At 33.2% G+C, this 17,740-nt stretch carries 16 protein-coding genes; all 16 read left to right on the top strand.

Annotated elements, in window-relative coordinates:
- The first annotated feature begins 18 nt into the window (after positions 1–18).
- The 16 genes from gmd (at position 19) to ACM55H_RS10180 (ending at position 17,638) form a co-directional block, all read left to right on the top strand.
- On the top strand, positions 19–1,140 hold the full coding sequence (gene gmd, locus ACM55H_RS10255; RefSeq protein ID WP_416836417.1) for a GDP-mannose 4,6-dehydratase: 1,122 nt from the start codon (positions 19–21) through the stop codon (positions 1,138–1,140).
- 48 nt (positions 1,141–1,188) lie between these two features.
- The gene (locus ACM55H_RS10250) at positions 1,189–2,541 is read left to right on the top strand and encodes a lipopolysaccharide biosynthesis protein (RefSeq protein WP_416836416.1); all 1,353 of its coding nucleotides are present in this window, start codon (positions 1,189–1,191) and stop codon (positions 2,539–2,541) included.
- 359 nt (positions 2,542–2,900) lie between these two features.
- Entirely contained in the window at positions 2,901–3,134 is a 234-nt protein-coding gene (locus ACM55H_RS10245) for a hypothetical protein (protein ID WP_416836415.1), read from the top strand.
- A 9-nt stretch (positions 3,135–3,143) separates the two neighbouring features.
- Entirely contained in the window at positions 3,144–3,374 is a 231-nt protein-coding gene (locus ACM55H_RS10240; RefSeq protein WP_416836521.1) for an acyltransferase, read from the top strand.
- Positions 3,375–3,400: 26 nt separating this feature from the next.
- Positions 3,401–4,648, top strand: coding sequence for a glycosyltransferase family 4 protein (locus ACM55H_RS10235; RefSeq protein ID WP_416836414.1), 1,248 nt, complete (start codon positions 3,401–3,403; stop codon positions 4,646–4,648).
- A complete protein-coding gene (locus tag ACM55H_RS10230; RefSeq protein WP_416836413.1) occupies positions 4,626–5,918 on the top strand; it encodes a hypothetical protein in 1,293 nt (430 codons plus the stop codon). Before ACM55H_RS10235 ends, ACM55H_RS10230 begins: the two co-directional genes overlap by 23 nt.
- A 144-nt stretch (positions 5,919–6,062) precedes the next feature.
- Positions 6,063–7,160, top strand: a complete 1,098-nt coding sequence (locus tag ACM55H_RS10225; RefSeq protein WP_416836412.1) for a glycosyltransferase family 4 protein — start codon at positions 6,063–6,065, stop codon at positions 7,158–7,160.
- Positions 7,153–7,833, top strand: a complete 681-nt coding sequence (locus ACM55H_RS10220; protein WP_416836411.1) for an acyltransferase — start codon at positions 7,153–7,155, stop codon at positions 7,831–7,833. Before ACM55H_RS10225 ends, ACM55H_RS10220 begins: the two co-directional genes overlap by 8 nt.
- 55 nt (positions 7,834–7,888) lie before the next feature.
- Positions 7,889–9,097 carry a glycosyltransferase gene (locus tag ACM55H_RS10215; RefSeq protein ID WP_416836410.1) on the top strand — a complete coding sequence of 403 codons (1,209 nt, stop codon included), beginning with the start codon at positions 7,889–7,891 and terminating at the stop codon, positions 9,095–9,097.
- 6 nt (positions 9,098–9,103) lie between these two features.
- A complete protein-coding gene (locus ACM55H_RS10210; RefSeq protein ID WP_416836409.1) occupies positions 9,104–9,658 on the top strand; it encodes an LbetaH domain-containing protein in 555 nt (184 codons plus the stop codon).
- A complete protein-coding gene (locus tag ACM55H_RS10205) occupies positions 9,658–10,503 on the top strand; it encodes a glycosyltransferase family 2 protein (RefSeq protein ID WP_416836408.1) in 846 nt (281 codons plus the stop codon). The genes ACM55H_RS10210 and ACM55H_RS10205 overlap by 1 nt, the downstream gene beginning before the upstream one ends.
- Positions 10,504–10,651: 148 nt before the next feature.
- The gene (locus ACM55H_RS10200) at positions 10,652–11,599 is read left to right on the top strand and encodes a UDP-glucuronic acid decarboxylase family protein (RefSeq protein WP_416836407.1); all 948 of its coding nucleotides are present in this window, start codon (positions 10,652–10,654) and stop codon (positions 11,597–11,599) included.
- A gap of 119 nt (positions 11,600–11,718) precedes the next feature.
- A complete protein-coding gene (locus ACM55H_RS10195) occupies positions 11,719–12,474 on the top strand; it encodes a glycosyltransferase family 2 protein (protein ID WP_416836406.1) in 756 nt (251 codons plus the stop codon).
- Positions 12,475–12,571: 97 nt separating this feature from the next.
- Positions 12,572–13,990, top strand: coding sequence for an undecaprenyl-phosphate glucose phosphotransferase (locus ACM55H_RS10190; protein WP_416836405.1), 1,419 nt, complete (start codon positions 12,572–12,574; stop codon positions 13,988–13,990).
- A 484-nt stretch (positions 13,991–14,474) separates the two neighbouring features.
- Positions 14,475–15,269 carry a polysaccharide biosynthesis/export family protein gene (locus tag ACM55H_RS10185; protein ID WP_416836404.1) on the top strand — a complete coding sequence of 265 codons (795 nt, stop codon included), beginning with the start codon at positions 14,475–14,477 and terminating at the stop codon, positions 15,267–15,269.
- 8 nt (positions 15,270–15,277) lie between these two features.
- Complete coding sequence (locus ACM55H_RS10180; protein WP_416836403.1) at positions 15,278–17,638, top strand: GumC family protein; 2,361 nt, start codon at positions 15,278–15,280, stop codon at positions 17,636–17,638.
- The last annotated feature ends 102 nt before the right edge of the window (positions 17,639–17,740 follow it).

Raw genomic sequence — 17,740 nt, 5'->3', positions numbered from 1 at the left:
AAACAACAAAGTAAAATCATGGCTGCACAAAAAATAGCATTTATTACTGGAGTAACAGGACAAGACGGGGCATACCTAAGTGAATTTTTATTAAAAAAAGGTTATATTGTTCATGGATTAAAAAGACGTTCTTCTTTATTTAATACGGACAGAATTGACCATTTATACCAAGATCCACATGTTGACCACCGTAATTTTTTCTTACATTATGGTGATATGACAGATGGTACTAATTTAATTCGTTTGATACAAGAAATTCAGCCTGATGAAATTTATAATTTGGCAGCGATGAGCCATGTTGCCGTTTCTTTTGAAACCCCTGAATATACCGGAAATGCAGATGGATTGGGAACTTTGCGTATTCTTGATGCGGTTCGTTTGTTAGGATTAGAAAAAAAAACCCGTATTTATCAAGCTTCTACCTCTGAATTGTATGGTAAAGTACAGGAAGTACCACAATCAGAAACTACCCCTTTTTACCCCCGTTCTCCTTATGCAGTTGCTAAAATGTACGCGTTTTGGATTACAGTAAACTACAGAGAGGCTTATAGCATGTATGCCTGTAATGGTATTTTATTCAACCATGAATCCCCTATTCGTGGAGAAACTTTTGTAACACGTAAAATTACACGAGCGACTTCTAGAATAGCTTTGGGCTTGCAAGATAAATTGTATCTAGGAAATCTAGATGCCAAACGTGACTGGGGTCATGCCAAAGATTATGTACGTATGATGTGGATGATTTTGCAGGCTGATGAAGCAGAAGATTGGGTAATAGCAACTGGAAAAACTACCCCTGTTCGTGATTTTGTACGGATGAGTTTTGCAGAGGCAGGAATTGAATTAGAGTTTAAAGGAGAAGGTATTGATGAAACGGCATGTGTTAAAGCCTGTACTAATCCTGAATTCCAAATCGAAATAGGAAAAGAAGTATTAGCGGTTGATCCTAAATATTTCCGACCAACTGAAGTTGATTTATTGATAGGAGATCCTACTAAAGCAAGAACTAAGTTAGGATGGGAATGTAAATATGATTTGCGAGCCCTTGTTAAAGACATGATGCAAAGTGATTTGAAATTGATGCAGAAAGATCAATATTTAAAAGATGGAGGCTATAATACGTTAAATTATTTCGAGTAGGTACTAATTTTTAACTATTATAATTTTTTTTATTTTTCAAATTAATATATGTCTTTAAAAAAAAATCTATTAAAAAATGGTTTTGCCACTTTAATTAATAAAGGAATTAAAATAGCAGAACAATTATTACTGGTTCCCTTTTTTATTAGTGCTTGGGGAGCTGCTTATTATGGAGAATGGTTGACATTAACAATAATACCTAGTATTATAGGATTTTCGGATTTAGGTTTTGGAACTGCTGCTGCCAACTCTTTTATTTTAAAATATGCAGGAAACGAGAAACAAGAAGCTGCTAATATTTCGAAGAGTGGTTTTCTTTCCGTCAATATAATTGTTGTTTCTGCAATGCTATTATCCTTGTTAATAATTGTAATATTAAATTATTATAATGTGTTTGAAAAATCACTTATTCACAAGGAAGATGCCATATTAGCTGTTATTTTTTTAATGTTTGCAAAAGTATTAGGTTTTTATCAACCTCTTAATGAAGCTTATTTTAGAGCTGCCCGCAAAGCGTCATTAAGTATAAATTTGGGTGGTCTAAATTCAGGGCTAAATCTGGTTGTTGGACTTATTGTTCTCCTATGTAAAGGGAGTGTTGTAATATATGCTTTTTCTAATTTAATTATCGCTGTAGTATTCACTATATTTTACACTATTATGGCTAGGCTTATACTTCCTATTGCCAAAGAGTTTAAAGGAGAGGTCTTACAATCAGATATTAAAACTATTTTTCATAAAGGTTTCGGTTTTTTACTGTCACCTGTTTGGCAAGCGATTTTTTTTCAAGGAACTACTTTTGTGGTTCGTATTGTCCTTGGACCCGTAGCGGTAACTATTTTCAATACCGTTCGCACGTTTACTAGAGCTGTAAATCAAGCTAACTCAATGGTTATAGCTACTGTATTACCCGAATTGCAGTATGAAATGGGCGCAGGTAATTTTGCAAAAGCACGCAAAATATTTCGTTTCGGATTAACCATTATAACCATAATTGCCGTAACTGGTGTCGTATTTTTATATTTAGGAGGACCTTGGTTCTATGAACTTTGGACTCGTAAAGCTTTAAACCCTCCTGCGATGATGTGGAACATCTTTATTATAGGGATTGTATTTAATGCAATCTGGTGGATGTCTTCTGATGTTTTAATAGCAGCTAATAAGCCATACGAATTTACAATAGCAGGAGTTATTGCAGCCCTGCTTGCTGTTTTAATTTCCTATTTTCTATCCATCTCTTTTGGACTGACTGGTGCTGCTATAGGGAGTTTGTTTCTGGATATTTTTCTCTTTGCTTATGTTTTTCCTCGTAGTTGTAAATTATTAGAACAACCAATAACTTCCTTAATTGGTGATTCTATTACAGATTGTAAAGTGTTATTAAAAAATATAAAAAAATAATTAGTAAATTAAGGTAACACAAATTTCAATTGGACGTTTTCATCATTTTCATTTGGCAAGACAAATGGAAAGATTCCATTTGTTAGAGTTTATCTATAGTGGTTACCCGTCATTTAAATTGAAAGAAGAACAAGGAATTGAAAAGACAAAAATAAAAACCTTTCCTTGGATACACCCTATATGAAGCATGAGTCCTTTGTTTGGATGAATCAGTATGGCTAACTAAAGAATGGGAATGGATAGATAAACAAACCTTAGACAAATATGTTGCTTCACAAATAAACCATGCTGCAGTTCTTGTTGAATAAAGCTGATTTGGGGATTACAACTACCCCATTTCTCTTAGCTGAAAAACAGCAATGCAGGAACATGGATTGACAGTACTCTGTGTTTGCATTTCATGTGAAATAAAAGGCTTTTCGGTAGATTACATTCCAAATGGTATTCAGTTATTTGAAGGAGGTGGATTAACTCATTCTTTTTTAGGAGTTGTAAATATTGCCCTTCACGAAGAAGTTATTATTGGCAGAAATGTATGCATTAATGATGGAGTACAGTTGTTAACTGCCTCACATGATGTCTCAGATCTTTAATGGAATCATATAAATGCAAAAATTATTATATATGATTATGCTTGGATAGCTATTAATGTTATTATTTTGTCAGGGGTGCATATAGGTAAGGGTGCAGTTGTTGGTGCAGGATCAGTTGTAAGAAAAGATGTCGCAGCTGGTGTCATTGTAGCCGGTAATCCAGCAAAACCTTTATTAAAGGAGCGTTCCAAAGAATTCAATTATAATCCATGTGAGTTTTTAGCAGGTAACAAGGCATAGTTAGTTGGTTAATGTAAATTTAAATAATGAAAATACTGTTTTCACATCCTACTGGAAATGCAAATGTACGAGCTGCATTAAAAGGAATCTATGAAGCTAAATTATTAGGTTTTTTTTATACCTCTATTGCTTGTTTTTCCGGTAGTCTTTTGGATATTTTAAGTAAGATACCACAGTTAACTGAAATAAGGCGTAGGCAATTTGACCCTGCTTTAGCACCATTTACTAAAATGTATGGGTTTAAAGAGTTTGGTAGACTGGCAGCTTCTAAATTAGGCCTAAATATATTAACGAATCATGTAACCGGTTTCTTTTCTATATATTCTGCATGTCAATATATTGATAATAAGGTTTCCAAAGCTTTGAGCCAATATAAAAATTTGGAGGCTGTTTACGCCTACGAAGATGGTGCATTGCATTCTTTTAGAAAAGCAAAGCGATTAAATATTACTTGTTTGTATGACCTCCCAATTGGCTATTGGCGCACCTCTAGAATATTATTAGAAGAAGAACGCAATCAAAGACCTGATTGGGCAAGTACCTTAACGGGGTTTAAAGACTCTACAAAAAAACTAGAAAGCAAAGATGAGGAATTAGCTTTAGCAGATCATATAATAGTGGCTAGCAGTTTTACAAAACAAACATTGAATGATTATCCAGGTGAGTTGGCAGCAGTTACTGTAATTCCTTATGGTTTTCCGCCAGTTGTATCTGGACGTATTTATGCAGATTTGACAAATAAGCCCTTGAAATTATTATTTGTTGGTGGCTTATCACAGCGTAAAGGGATTGCTAATTTATTGGAAGCTGTGGCTCTATTAGGAGATGCGGTAAGTTTAACAATTGTAGGTCATAAGCCAGTGGAAGATTGCCAACCTCTGAATACTGCTTTAAAGTTACATCACTACATACCGAGTTTGCCACATGATGCTATATTGCAACTTATGCGAGAGCATGATGTGTTTGTTTTCCCTTCGTTGTTTGAAGGATTTGGATTAGTAATAACAGAGGCTATGAGTCAAGGTACTCCTGTAATCACAACCGATAGAACTGCAGGTGCTGATTTGATTGTGGATGGGGAAAATGGTTGGTTGGTTCAAGCAGGTTCCACGGCATCGCTTAAGCAATGTATTGAAAACTTGGTAAACAATACTAGTTTGGTGGCTCAGGCGGGTAAATTAGCTATAGAGACCGCAAGAGAAAGACCCTGGGATAGATACTCAAAAGAATTAAGCTCATTTATAAAGCAACATGCATCAATTAAAAAACATTAAAAAAGGAATTTGGTTGTATTTCATCCTTTTAATTTTTGAAGGAGGATTGCGACGGTGGTTTTTGCCAAGTCTAGCTGCGCCCTTGCTTATTATAAGAGATCCTTTAGCCGTTTATTTATTATTCATTGCGTACCGGTTTAATCTATTTCCAAAGAATAGGTTGATTCCTATCATGTTTTGGATTGGGATTATAAGTGTTTTTACAGCCCTTTTTTTTGGTCATGGTAATCTATTGGTAGCCTTGTTTGGGGCACGTATATTGCTTATTCAATTTCCAATGCTTTTTTTAGTAGGTCGAATTTTTGACCGTACTGATGTTATACAGATGGGTAAAGTAATCTTATGGCTTTCGATTCCAATGGCTATTCTTATTACTGTACAGTTTTACAGTCCGCAAAACGCTTGGGTCAATAAGGGGGTTGGAGATAGCCTTGAGGGTGCTGGATTTTCAGGAGCCAATGGCTATTTTAGACCTCCAGGTACTTTTTCTTTTACTAACGGTACTGTTTCTTTTTTTAGTTTAGTCGTCTGTTTTGTTTTTTATTTTTGGCTACAACCCAAATATGTTAATCGAATTTTATTGATAGCAGCTACTTTTGCTCTCATAGTTGCTATTCCTACTTCCATTAGTCGCACTCTGTTTTTCCAAGTATTACTTTCTTTGCTTTTTTTTATTTGGGCGAAATCAAATGAGTCAGGTTTTCTAAAAAATGCAATGCAATTGTTGGTCGCATTTTTATTCTTATTGATTTTATTTTTAAATGTAAATGCACTGAACACTCAAATTGATACATTTACTAGCAGATTTACAAACGCCAACGATACTGAAGGTGGTTTAAGCGGTGTATTTGTAGATCGTTTTTTAGGAGGTATGGTTGGAGCCATTTCTGATATCGATGACCAGCATGCTATTTTAGGTCAAGGGATAGGAATGGGTACTAATGTGGGAGCACAGTTGCTTTCCGGAAAAACTACTTTTTTAATTGCTGAGGTAGAATGGGGTAGAGTTATTGGTGAAAGTGGGATGATATTTGGGATGTTAATCATTTTAATTCGGATTAATATGACTTATAGTATAACAGTTCGATGTTTTAAACGTTTTAAGAAAGGTGATTTTTTACCATGGATGTTGTTGAGTTTTGGTTTTCTAGTATTATTGCAAGCGCAATGGGCACAGCCTAATAATTTGGGTTTTTATGTGTTAATAGGAGGTTTAGTTTTGGCATCTTTAAATTATCCTAAAAATAAATTAAGTGAAAAACTAAGGTGAAATGGGTAGTAGAGACTCTTTGATTTTTTTCTGTATATAGTAACATTTTATTATAAAATTTAATAAGTAGTATTGTGAAAAATGATTAATAATTCCCAAAAAATTATTTTAATAGGTAATTATTTACCTGATAAGCAGGAAAGTATGAAGCTTTTTATGCGGATGTTTTATGACGCTTATCAATTAAAAGGCCTTGTGGTCGAGGTATGGCATCCAGTAGTTTTTTTTGGTAAAAAAGTAACTACAACGAGTAGTGGGATAGGTAAATGGTTGTCTTATATTGATAAATATTTGTTGTTTCCAATGGTCTTGGTTGGCAAACGAATTCAAGCCAAGATAGAAAAGCAAGATGTTGTTTATCATATATGTGATCATTCCAATGCTCCATATCTTCTTTTTTTACCCAGAGATAAAACGGTTATCAGTTGTCATGATGTCTTAGCCATTCGTGGTGCTTTGGGTTTTAAAGATAGTTATTGCCCAGCAAGCCTGACGGGCAGAATCTTACAGGAATGGATTTTGTATTCTCTTTTGAAAGCTCACAAAATTGCATTTGTTTCAGAGTTTACAAAAAATCAATTTCTTGAATTAAAGCAATTAAAAAATAAGCAGGATATTGGTAGTGTTCCTATGTATAAAATTATATATAATGGTTTTAATGCTAATTTCAGTCAATTGAAAGAAGAAGAGGTTAAAAAAGTATTTGATAGGTATAATATTCATTTCTCTACTCCTTATATTTTTCATGTTGGTTCAGCTCTTTCTAGGAAAAATAGGGGACTCCTAATAGACATGATGTATGAATTAGGCGATTCATGGAATGGTGTAGTTTGTTTTGCTGGACAAGAAATAGATTCAAAGCTTAATGGGATCATCAATAAATATGGTTTAGAAGATAGGGTTGTATCTATTGTAAAACCACCTCATGATTTGTTGGTTGCTTTATATAATGGTTGTCAGGCTTTTGTATTTCCTTCATTTACGGAAGGTTTTGGTTGGCCCTTAATTGAAGGCCAGGCCTGCGGTACGCCAGTAATTACTTCATCAATTAATCCTATGATGGAAGTTTGTGGAATGACAGCCCTATATGCGAATCCGAATGATTCCTCAGCGTTTGCAAATGCGTTTAAATTATTGTGGGATACAACTTTTCGTGCCAGTATGATAGGACAGGGACTTAAAAACTGCGAACGGTTTGAAAAAGAAACAAAAGTAAATGCCTATTTAGATTTTTATGAATAATTATATACATCTAGTTTTAAAATTATTTTGCGTTATATTACCTTGGTCTTTGCGCAGGAGACTACTAATTCTTTTTTTTGGTTACGAATTAGATAAAAGCGCTCGTATTGGATTTTCATGGATTTACCCTTCAAAACTAATAATGAAGTCTAATTCAAGAATAGGAAGTCTAAATGTTGCAGTTCATCTGGATGTTATTGAAATGAATGAATTTGCCACGATAGCAAGATCTAATTGGATTACCGGTTTTTCAACTAAGACTATTTCAAAGCATTTTGTTCATCAACTTAACAGGTCTTCTTCATTAATTATTGGAGCACATTCAGCAATCACAAAGCATCACCATATTGATTGCACAAGTTCTATTACTATTGGTAAATTTGTGACTATAGCAGGATATAATTCTCAACTATTAACTCATAGCATTGATATATTTGAAAATAAGCAGGATAGTCATCCTATTTTAATTGGAGACTATTGTTTTGTGGGGACCGATGTGGTTATACTCGGAGGTTCAATTTTACCCTCCTATAGTGTGCTGGGGGCGAAAGCTTTATTGAATAAGGATTTTAAAGAGGAGTATACTTTGTATGGTGGTGTACCTGCAAAAGCTATTTCAGTTTTGCCCAGACAAGCAAAATATTTTGTTCGTAAGACTGGGTTTGTGCATTAGAGGAATGCTTTTAAAATAGTATTTTTTGATGCTATTATACTTAAATCTATAAAAATTGAAAATTTTACACATTATAACCAGTGCTAATCCAAAAAATGGAGGTCCTATTCAAGGGATAAGAAACTATGAAAGTGCTTTGCATCTTTTAGGGGTGCAAAGAAGTCTACTTTCTTTTGACAGTCCAGAAGCTATTCTTGATTGGAACTTTCCTTCAACCTTAAAGGTTATTGGTCTGGGTCAGTCTAAAACAGGTTGGCAATATAACAAGTTATTGATGCCTTGGTTAGAAAATAACATTGCTAATTATGACAGGGTGGTATTAAATGGTATGTGGACCTATCATACTTATGCTACACTCAAAGCAATTAAAAAGTTAAAAAATTACAATTCATCTTTATCAATACCAAAAGTTTTTTTAATGCCTCACGGTATGCTGGATCCATGGTTTCAAAAAGATGAGACCAGACGGATAAAGGCCGTGCGAAATTATTTTTATTGGTATTTTATCGAAAAGCAAGTGATCAATAATGTGGATGGTTTATTGTTTACCTGTAAAGAGGAATTGTTGTTAGCAAGAACCACCTTTAGCGGCTACAAACCTAAACAAGAACTAAATATTGGCTATGGCATAGTAGAACCCCCAGTTTGTTCCAAAGATTTACTGGAAGGGTTTTACAATCAATTCTATATATCCAGAGATCAGCCCTATTTGTTGTTTTTAAGTCGTATTCATCCCAAAAAAGGGATTGATTTATTATTGAAAGCCTATCATCAAAAGCTAACAGAAATGGAACTTGCTGATGATTTACCCCATCTAATTATTGCGGGACCTGGTATTGAAACAGATTACGGAAAACAACTGTTACGCTATTTAGCAGAAAACCCTATTCTACAAAACAGAATACAGTTTGTAGGTCATTTGTCCGGAGATATAAAATGGGGTGCTATTTATGGTTGTGATGCCTTTATATTACCCAGTCACCAAGAAAATTTTGGTATTGCCGTTGCCGAAGCATTGGCTTGTTCTAAGCCAGTTCTAATCACTACTAAAGTTAATATTTATAGGGAAATCGAGATTGGTGGGGGAGGTATTGTTAATGAAGATACTTTAGAGGGCACTTACAAAAATATAGCGCAATGGATATCCCTAACTGATGAGGAAAAAGAATTAATGTGCAGGAATGCCCAATCTGTTTATAAAAAGTATTTTAACATAGAAAATGCTGCCAAGAAATACTTTAAGGTAATGACAGCATCAAAATAAAGGTTCATGAAAAATCAAGATAATCATTATGTTATTCCTGTGTTTTCAAAAGTCAATAAGCTAAAAAGACTGCTTTGGCAAATTGTGTGGACTTTGTTTTGCCGCTGGACACCGGCTCCGTTCTATTTTTGGCGCACATTTATAGTGCGTATTTTTGGGGGGATTATAGGGAAGCATGTCCATATTTATCCCAGTTGTAAAATATGGGCGCCATGGTTACTTATTATGGATGACTTTAGTTGTCTAGGACCAGGTGTGGAAGTTTATAATCCAGGAGGATGTACTATTGGGCAGTACGCTATTGTCTCACAGAATGCCTACTTATGTGGTGCTACACATGATTTTGATAATGAGAATTTTACTTATGTCAAAAAGAAGATTGTCATTGAAGCTCATGCATGGATTTGTGCAAAAGCATTTGTTTTGCCTGGAGTATGTTGTGGTGAAGGGGCTGTTTTAGGAGCGGGAGCAGTTTCATCCAAAGACCTTGAACCTTGGTCTGTATATGCAGGTAATCCGGCAAAATTTGTAAAACCCAGAAATAATTTTAAAAAACAATAATGAAATTACCTTTAAGTATCACCATCGCTATCCCTATTAAAAATGAAGCTACACTTTTACAGGGTTGTATCGATGCCATTGGAAAAGATTTTGTCGAAAAAATTATTATTCTTGATTCTGGCAGTACGGATGGCTCACTGGAAATTGCTGAAAGAAATAATATTGAAGTGCTTAATTTTGAATGGAATGGTCAATTTCCAAAAAAAAGAAACTGGTTTTTGCAAAATCACACCCCACTAACAAAATGGGTTCTTTTTTTGGATGCGGATGAATATTTAAGTGAGTCATTTAAAACCGAGGTAAGGAATGCAATTGAAAATGAAAATGTGGTTGGTTTTTGGTTGACTTATACCCGTTATTTCCTTGGCGAAAAAATGAAAGGTGGCTATCCCATGCGTAAATTAGCATTGTTTAAAGTAGGTGTCGGAGAATACGAAAGAATAGAAGAAAATAATTGGAGTAAACTGGACATGGAAATCCATGAGCATCCAGTGCTTATTGGAAAAACTGCCGTAATAAAAAGTGAGATCGATCATCTTGATTTTAGGGGGATTTCGCATTACATCATTAAACATAACGAATATGCCAGTTGGGAAGCGGAAAGAATTCTAAAAACAGACAGCAACGCCTCTATTGCCCAACTCTGGACCTGGAAGCAAAAAATCAAATATAAATTAATGTTAACGCCCTTTATTGGCCCAGTCTATTTCTTAGGCAGTTATTTTTTATTGGGTGGTTTTCGCGATGGTGCAAGAGGGCTATCATTTTCTATTTTAAAAGCGTCTTACTTCACTCAGGTGTATTGTAAAATAAAAGAGCGACAACTTAGTGAAAAAAGTAAATAAATTGTATCAACTCATAGTTTATAGTAACTAGAAAAATAAGATTTAGAAGTTACTAATTGCTAATTTAGATTGTTTGGTTTTCATCAATTTGCTGTCAATTATTTAGAAATACATTACTTAAAATACAATTTTATATATTAAAATAATAATGAAAAAGATTCTTATAACGGGAGGAGCAGGATTTGTAGGTTCTCATTTGGCTAAAAGATTATTAAGCGAAGGGAATGAAATCATTTGTTTGGATAATTATTTTACCGGTAACAAAAACAATATCGTTAAACTATTAGATAATCCATTTTTTGAGATGGTACGTCATGATATTACAGAACCGTATTATGCAGAAGTAGATGAAATTTATAACTTAGCTTGTCCTGCATCCCCAGTTCATTATCAATATAATCCTATAAAAACCATGAAAACCTCTGTTATGGGGGCAATTAACACTTTAGGATTGGCAAAGCGTGTTAATGCAAAGATTTTACAAGCCAGTACAAGTGAAGTTTATGGAGACCCTCATGTACATCCACAACCGGAAAGTTATTGGGGTAATGTAAATCCAATAGGAATTCGTTCTTGTTATGATGAAGGAAAACGTTGTGCTGAAACTTTATTTATGGACTATCATAATCAAAACAAGGTTGCCGTAAAAATTATCAGGATTTTTAATACTTATGGACCTAATATGAATCCTTCAGACGGAAGGGTGGTATCTAATTTTATAGTGCAAGCTTTAAAAGGGGAAAATATCACTATTTTTGGGGATGGATTGCAAACACGATCTTTTCAATATGTAGATGATTTAGTAGAAGGAATGATTCGGATGATGAATACCGATGATTCGTTTTTAGGACCTGTAAATATTGGGAACCCTAACGAATTTACAATGTTAGAATTAGCTGAGACTGTTATTGAATTGACAGGATCAAATTCAAAGATTATCCATCTTACATTGCCACAAGATGATCCAAAACAAAGACAGCCGGATATTTCTTTAGCTAAAGAAAAATTGCAAGGATGGGAGCCAAAGGTACAATTACGAGAGGGACTTCAAACTACAATAGCGTACTTTGATTCACTTTTGATGCATGAGAAATAGCAACCTATATTTTCTGTTTTAGGGAAAAGAGATGTTGAAAGGGAATATTAACCCCATTATTAGTAACTCAAAAAAAGAATATATTCTTTTTGTTATTTTTTAAATTAAGTCAATAATTTATGCGTGTTTCCATAATTACGGTTTGTTACAATCGAAAACTTACTATTGAAAAATCTATTGCCAGTGTTTTAGAACAAGATTATCCAACTATTGAGTATATAATCATTGATGGGGATTCTACTGATGGTACTAAGGATGTTATTGAGTCCTATCGTCATAAAATTACAAAGTATATTTCAGAGCCAGATCGAGGAATGTATGATGCTATTAACAAAGGTTTGTCTTTAGCTACTGGCGATATTATTGGATTAATGCATTCAGATGATGTGTTTTATGACCAAACTGTTATTTCCAAAATTGTAACAGCTTTTAAAAAGTCCCCCAATACAGATGGCATTTATGGGAATGGTATTTATATCTCTAATGATGCTACCGAAAGAATTGTAAGAAACAGAATAGGTGGACCATATAATTTTGAAAAATTGAAATCTGGTTGGTTGCCTTTGCATCCAACCGTTTATTTAAAAAAATCAATAATCGAAAGATATGGTTTTTATAACTTAGATTTTAAAATTGCTTCCGATACAGAGTTCTTATTACGCTATTTATTCCAACACAAAATTAAGATGGTTTACCTCAATGAATATGTTGTGAGAATGAGAATGGGCGGATTGAGTACCAGTTATAAAAGAGCTTTTGAGGTATTGTATGAGGACTATCGAATTTATAAACACCATCATATTTCACCAATAAGCGCTGTATTCCTTAAAAAAACAAAAGCATTATTTCAATATATAAATAAAAAGACTGTTTAATAATTCATTTTTATGTTATATCACTACCAACGATATTTCCACTTTAAATGTTTTAATTAAATTAAACTATTTACCCAATAAACTCGTAAATCTTAATATGTCACTTTTACAAGAACTTGCCACTTATCGTTTTTCGCGTTACTTTAAACTTTGCTTCCTTATGTGGGACATCGTTTTATTAAATATAGCAATCATTCTTTCCTTCCTAACACGTTATGCTAGTTTAAATAGATTGGATTTGAAAGAAGTTCAAACTATTTCCTTGTTGTCCAATGTTTTTTGGATTGCTTTATTACTATATAAGGATTCTTATAGAATAATACGAATTGAACGAATCGAAACGATATTGATGCGAACCATTAGAATGATAGGTTTTCATGTTGCATTGATTGTTGCATTTATAGTTATTTTAAAATATTCTGAAATTTCTCGTTTGCGCTTATTGTATTTCTATTTAATATTTTTTGTATTTCTTTTCGTGTCTCGGGTACTTTTTATGAAAGTCTTGAAGTATATTAGAGCAAAAGGATATAATTTTAAGAATGTAATTATAATAGGTGCTAATGATACTGGTGAACACATGCGTAAGATTTTGTCAAAAGATCTTACTTATGGGTATCGTGTATTGGGTTTTTTTGACGATAGAGTAGATCCTTATGCTTTTATATCCTCTCCATTATTAGGGGGATTTGATGCCATTCAAAATTATATCATAAATGAGAATGTAGACGAAATGTATATTGCACTTCATATTGACAATATAAAAATAATTAATCAGTTGACAGACCTTTGCGAACGTTACATGGTACGGATTAAATTTATTCCGGATTTTCAATTGTACACTAAATCCCGTAAGGTTGAGATTAGTTTTTACGAAAACACACCAGTGTTGATGCTAAGGAAGGAACCATTGGAGATTACCTTTAATCTTTTGGCAAAAAAAGTATTTGATATTTGTTTTTCCTCATTAGTAATTGTATTCATTTTTCCTTGGCTTTTTCCTATCTTGATTATACTGATAAAGCTAGATTCTTCTGGTCCCGTTTTTTTCAAACAAGAACGTTCCGGCAGAGATAATAAAGCATTTGGGTGTTTGAAATTTAGAACCATGCGGGTAAATGCAGCAGCGGATAAGTTACAGGCGACATTAGGGGACAAACGTGTAACTAAAATAGGAGCATTCATGCGCAGGACTAATATGGATGAATTACCCCAGTTTTTAAATGTATTTTGGGGTAATATGTCGGTAGTGGGTCCTCGACCACATATGCTCATGCACACAGAACAATATTCGGAATTAATAAATAACTATCTTGTACGTCATTATGCGAAACCTGGAATTACTGGCTGGGCACAAGTAAACGGATTTCGTGGTGAAACGAAAGAGCTTATTGACATGAAGGATCGAGTAGAACATGATATTTGGTATATCGAAAACTGGAGTTTATTGTTGGATTTAAAAATTATTTATCGAACAGTATTGAATGTATTTCGAGGAGAGCAGAATGCGTATTAGTTGTGTTGGTTTAATCGGTTAATTGTTTTTCGATTTATTTATATAAAAACACTAAAGTTGTAACCCGTTGGGTGCGATTATTCAAAACGTCAGTTCGAGTATTTTTTGTCTAGTAAAAACGGAACAAAACTTCTCGATGCGCTTCGCACTCCAAGTGACGTGTATCGAAAATCGTTTTTAATACTAATTTTCTAATTCTCAATATAATTTTCTGTCGAGAATCACTTGAACGGACTAAAATAATCATCAAAAACTAATTACACCTAATAGGTTAAAGTTGTAATGTTAACGGAGAGCATTTCGTTCTTGAGAGTAGAAACTGTTCCTGCTTTTCCATTTATTCGCGGTTAAAACAAATTTCAAATTTTAAAACCAGCTATTTTGCAGCGCTATTCTTTAAAAGTAGATTCCCAGGTAATGTTGTTTTTTAAATCTTAATATAAGTTTAATGCCTATATTTGCAATTTTTTAAAATTTAAATCATATGAAATATTTTTCTTTATTAAAGAGAATAGTCCCTTTGTTTTTTGCAATCCTGTTGTTTTCTTGTGCTTCAAGAAATGACATTGTTTATTATCAGGGTATTGACAGTTTACCCGTTCAAGAAAAATCCAATTTGACGGAAGTTAAAATTCAACGTGATGATTTATTAATGATAATAGTATCTGCTGATGACCCTGAAATTGCATCCCCTTTTAATTTAAAAACTGTTTCTGTCCAAAATTCAAGTAAACTGGATTCACCAATTGGACAACAGACCATGCAATTGTATTTAGTAGATGCTAATGGTTTTATAGAATTTCCAGTTTTAGGGAAATTAAAAGTAAGCGGTTTGTCGCGTTCAGAAATTCTTGAAATCCTGAAGGAAAAGATATCTACATATATTAAAAAGCCAGTTATAAACCTTCGAATTGTGAATTTCAAAGTCTCTTTGCAAGGAGAAGTTAACACACCAGGCACCTATAATGTGACCTCTGAAAGAATCACCTTAATTGAAGCATTATCGATGGCAAAAGACTTAACTATATATGGTAAAAGGAATAATATTTTAATTATACGAGAAATAGATGGTGTTAAATCCTATAATAGAGTTGATATTACCAAATCGGATTTCATCAATTCCCCTTTTTATTATTTAGCGCAAAATGATGTGGTTTATGTTGAGCCTAATAAAAACAGAATAAATGGAGCTGCTGTTGGTCCAAATACAGGTGTAATTATCTCTATTTCGTCTTTGTTAATCACTTTAATTACACTAACTATTTCATTAACAAAATAAATTATCGTATGGATAACAATGATTTCAATGAAGGTCAAGAAAATGATTTTCAATTAAAGGCTGTTTTACATAAGTATTTGGCTCATTGGCAATGGTTTGTATTGTCAATTATTGTATGCTTATTAGTCTCTTTTTTATATTTAAGGTATACTATACCAAAATACCAGTCTACAGCGACCATTTTAGTTAAAGATGAAAATAAAGGGGGGATGCTTTCTGAACTTTCTGTTTTTGCCGATATGGGAATAGGTAGTGGTATGAAGAGTAATGTAGATAACGAAATTGAAATTTTGAAGTCAAGATCTCTAGTGGAAAGTACTGTTAAAAAACTAAATTTAAACGTTTCTTTAATCGTCAGAGGGAAAGTTGTTGATAAGGAAGTTTACTATCAAACTCCAATTGAAGTTTATTTTGTGGATAAAACCAATCAATTTTATGAAAATAAAATTGATCTTAAATTTACAGAGTTGACTATTAATACCTTTGAATTGGAAAATGAATTAGTAAATGAAACTTCAAAGATACTATTAAGTAATAAAAAAGAATTTCGGTATGGGGAATTAATACCTACAAAATATGGTCATTTGATTATTAAGAAATCTAAATTTATAATGGATAAACATAAATCCATCAGTATAATAATAAGTCCTTTAGAGGATGTAGTTGAGGGTTTTAGAAATGGACTTAAGGTAGAACCTATAAGTAAAACCAGCAGTGTTGTTTCCATTTCAATAATTGATCCAGTAGTAAGAAAATCAGAAGCTTTTTTAGATAATCTGATTCAGATTTATAATGAAGATGCTGCTGCGGACAAGAATTTTATTTCTGAAAATACGTCAAAATTTATTGCAAATCGATTGTTATTGATTAGTCAAGAACTGGATGGTGTGGAGCAAGATGTTGAAAGGTTTAAAAAATCAAATAAACTGACTGATATTGAATCAGAAGCAAAACTTTTTATTGAAGGTTCTAATGAGTATGACAAAAAAGGTGTTGATACTGAAATTCAATTGAATGTAGTTTCTTCAATGTTGGACTTTATCAAGAAAAGTACTAATTCAGATTTACTGCCCAGTAATGTAATTTCAGGAGTAGATGCCTCGGAATTGATCAGCTCTTATAATCAATTGATTTTGGATCGAAACAGAATTTTAAAATCAGCTACTCTTGCTAATCCATCTGTGGTCAAAATGGATCAGCAAATTGCCTCTCTGAAATCAACTGTAGTTTCTAGTTTATCAAGACTACAATCGAGTTTAACTATTCAAAAAAGAGATTTAAACAGTAACGAAGGGATTTTGAATGATAAGATTGGAAAAATTCCGGTTCAGGAACGTCAGTTTAGGGTAATTGCCAGACAGCAAAAGGTTAAAGAAGAACTGTATTTGTATTTATTGCAAAAAAGAGAAGAAACGGCTATTTCTTTATCTGCTACGGAACCTAATGCCAGAGTTGTTGATGCGGCCAAGGCTGATAGAATACCCGTTTCTCCTAAGAAAAATGTAATTTATTTAGCCGGTTTGCTATTAGGTCTGTTAGTGCCTTTTGGTATTATATACATGGATGATTTATTAGATACCAAAATTAAAAGCCGATTAGACTTAGATGGTAAAACTAATATTCCTTTTATAGGAGATGTCCCTACTTCAGATACTCCATCTGAAATTATGAAATCAGAAAGCCGAACCAGTTCAGCAGAAGCCTTACGAATTATTCGAACTAATTTGGAATTCATGTTAAGTAAGGTTCCAGATGGTCAGGCAAAAACTATATTCTTGACTTCCACTTTTCCTAAAGAAGGAAAAACTTTTGTGTCTGCTAATCTTGCAGCTACTTTTGCTTTGTCAGGTAAAAAAGTACTATTAATAGGAATGGATATTAGAAATCCAAGACTGGATGAATATCTAACCTTGCCTGACCGAGGATTTACGAATTACTTGTCTTCCAAAGATTTGGTTCTCGAGGATTTGATCGTGAAATATGATGGTTATGAAGATTTTTATGTACTCCCAGCAGGAGTAATTCCTCCTAATCCTGCGGAATTGTTAATGAGTAAAAAAGTAGATTTGGCATTTAAAACTTTAAAAACCCAGTATGATTATATTATAGTAGATACTGCTCCTGTAAGTTTAGTTACTGATACCCTATTGATTGCTAAAAATGCGGATTGCTTCATTTATGTGGCTCGTGCTAATTTTTTAGAAAAACGCATGCTTACTATTGCTGACACCTTATTCAAAGAAAAAAAATTGCCTAATATGTGTCTACTTCTTAACGATACGGATTCGACCAAGGGGTATGGGTATGGGTATGGATATGGTGTGAAAGTAAAAAAAGTACCTTGGTATAAAAAAATATTGAAGGTTTAGTTTTAATAGCTCTTCTGAAAAAGTTTACAAAGTATTTTATTTTGTAAACTTTTTTATTTAAACGTATTTGTGTTTTTTATGTGAAATTTCTGATTTTTAGTA

The sequence above is a fragment of the Flavobacterium cryoconiti genome, assembly GCF_048158645.1.
Taxonomy (GTDB): domain Bacteria; phylum Bacteroidota; class Bacteroidia; order Flavobacteriales; family Flavobacteriaceae; genus Flavobacterium; species Flavobacterium cryoconiti.
This window is presented reverse-complemented; position numbering and strand designations above follow the sequence as displayed.

Excerpts from the sequence above, each read along its gene's own strand:
- ACM55H_RS10185 (WP_416836404.1), top strand. The coding sequence starts at position 14,475 with ATGAAATATTTTTCTTTATTAAAGAGAATAGTCCCTTTGTTTTTTGCA.
- ACM55H_RS10250 (WP_416836416.1), top strand. The coding sequence starts at position 1,189 with ATGTCTTTAAAAAAAAATCTATTAAAAAATGGTTTTGCCACTTTAATT.
- ACM55H_RS10230 (WP_416836413.1), top strand. The coding sequence starts at position 4,626 with ATGCATCAATTAAAAAACATTAAAAAAGGAATTTGGTTGTATTTCATC.
- ACM55H_RS10245 (WP_416836415.1), top strand. The coding sequence starts at position 2,901 with ATGCAGGAACATGGATTGACAGTACTCTGTGTTTGCATTTCATGTGAA.
- ACM55H_RS10235 (WP_416836414.1), top strand. The coding sequence starts at position 3,401 with ATGAAAATACTGTTTTCACATCCTACTGGAAATGCAAATGTACGAGCT.
- ACM55H_RS10180 (WP_416836403.1), top strand. The coding sequence starts at position 15,278 with ATGGATAACAATGATTTCAATGAAGGTCAAGAAAATGATTTTCAATTA.
- ACM55H_RS10190 (WP_416836405.1), top strand. The coding sequence starts at position 12,572 with ATGTCACTTTTACAAGAACTTGCCACTTATCGTTTTTCGCGTTACTTT.
- gmd (WP_416836417.1), top strand. The coding sequence starts at position 19 with ATGGCTGCACAAAAAATAGCATTTATTACTGGAGTAACAGGACAAGAC.
- ACM55H_RS10220 (WP_416836411.1), top strand. The coding sequence starts at position 7,153 with ATGAATAATTATATACATCTAGTTTTAAAATTATTTTGCGTTATATTA.
- ACM55H_RS10210 (WP_416836409.1), top strand. The coding sequence starts at position 9,104 with ATGAAAAATCAAGATAATCATTATGTTATTCCTGTGTTTTCAAAAGTC.
- ACM55H_RS10195 (WP_416836406.1), top strand. The coding sequence starts at position 11,719 with ATGCGTGTTTCCATAATTACGGTTTGTTACAATCGAAAACTTACTATT.
- ACM55H_RS10225 (WP_416836412.1), top strand. The coding sequence starts at position 6,063 with ATGAAGCTTTTTATGCGGATGTTTTATGACGCTTATCAATTAAAAGGC.
- ACM55H_RS10200 (WP_416836407.1), top strand. The coding sequence starts at position 10,652 with ATGAAAAAGATTCTTATAACGGGAGGAGCAGGATTTGTAGGTTCTCAT.
- ACM55H_RS10205 (WP_416836408.1), top strand. The coding sequence starts at position 9,658 with ATGAAATTACCTTTAAGTATCACCATCGCTATCCCTATTAAAAATGAA.